Here is a 1345-nt window from a genome sequence, read left to right on the forward strand (position 1 = left end):
CAGTTCAGCTATCTGAAATTTATCTATGGATACGCTACGGAGAACCAAGATATAAATATCGATAATACATTGGAGCTTGGAGAATTAAAGCAGGATGATGAAATCTTGGATTATGGAGGTACGCTGGAATTGATAGGCGGTAGGTATGATCTTCCGACCGGTTTTAGCATAGATATAGTTTGCCGGGAAATAGAGTTAGAATTTTTAGATCAGGAGAGTTTCAATTAAACGAGCAGTAGCATGGACTCGCTACCGGCAGGGAGTGCATGTTACCTAAGCAGCCTTTTAAAGGTAAAATAATATGACAACTTATACTATTCCAAAAAAAGATTATCAATTTCTGTATATATATGAGGGAACTCTATTAAACTATACTTTGAAAAACGATGAATTTCATATCATCGTCAATTGTGTGGATTATCCGGACTTTCCTCAAGAAATTCCTACACCAAATTACACAGACTGGGTAAAAATTAAATTCAAGCAGTTCAGCTATCTGAAATTTGTCTATGGATACGCTACGAAGAGCCAAGATATAAATATCGATAATACATTGGAGCTTGGAGAATTAAAGCAGGATGATGAAATCTTGGATTATGGAGGTACGCTGGAATTGATAGGCGGTAGGTATGATCTTCCGACCGGTTTTAGCATAGATATAGTTTGCCGGGAAATAGAGTTAGAATTTTTAGATCAGGAGAGTTTCAATTAAACGAGCCGTAGCTTGTCATGCTGCGCAAGCAGCCTTTTGGAAGCTCTTGACAAGGCTGGTTGGGCATATGTGCTTTATCACTTAATATTACTTAACAAAAGGCCGTCTGAAAACAGAAAATCGTTTCAGACGGCCTTTGTTTAACGCCACCGATCCAGCGGGTTAAAAAGCGCAGTCAATGCCGCTGCGCCTTATGCCTCCGAAGCAATAGGCGGGACATTTGGACACGGTGAAAACAAAAACGAAACCGCCCAAGCCGTCGGACATTTCCTTTTAGGAGCAGCTATCGCCCGCGTCAACGGTGGTAATTTTGCTGCCGGCGGCTCGGCAGCAGTTGCAGCTGAAAAGGCTGCGGAACATCTTGCCCAACGGTATAACGATGGTAAAACCGCAATCGATCCGCAAACAGGCGAGTTCAATGCCAACCTGCTGCCGGAGCATATCAAAGAAGAAAGCAAATCGAAGAGCGGGGTGATTGCATCGCTGACGGGCGCGGCTGTAGGCGGCACACCGGTAGACGCGCAAACCGGAGGGGCGGTTGGGCAGAATGCGGTGGAAAACAACCTCTATCTGACATCGGAAGCCTTAAAACGGGATGAACAGACAGCCCGTAAAATTTATTCCGTCATAAAA

3 protein-coding genes are annotated in these 1345 nt (G+C 43.7%); all 3 read left to right on the plus strand.

Annotated elements, in window-relative coordinates:
• Positions 1 to 228, plus strand: a 228-nt coding sequence (locus tag HMPREF2907_RS00110) for a hypothetical protein (protein ID WP_141754373.1), incomplete at its 5' end; no start/stop codon positions are given.
• 73 nt (positions 229 to 301) lie between these two features.
• On the plus strand, positions 302 to 712 hold the full coding sequence (locus HMPREF2907_RS00115) for a hypothetical protein (RefSeq protein ID WP_070679059.1): 411 nt from the start codon (positions 302 to 304) through the stop codon (positions 710 to 712).
• A gap of 207 nt (positions 713 to 919) precedes the next feature.
• Positions 920 to 1345 (plus strand): VENN motif pre-toxin domain-containing protein (locus tag HMPREF2907_RS13365; RefSeq protein WP_168165184.1); only part of this gene is annotated, 426 nt, incomplete at its 3' end.

The sequence above is a fragment of the Neisseria sp. HMSC055H02 genome (assembly GCF_001813335.1).
GTDB classification, from domain to species: domain Bacteria; phylum Pseudomonadota; class Gammaproteobacteria; order Burkholderiales; family Neisseriaceae; genus Neisseria; species Neisseria sicca_C.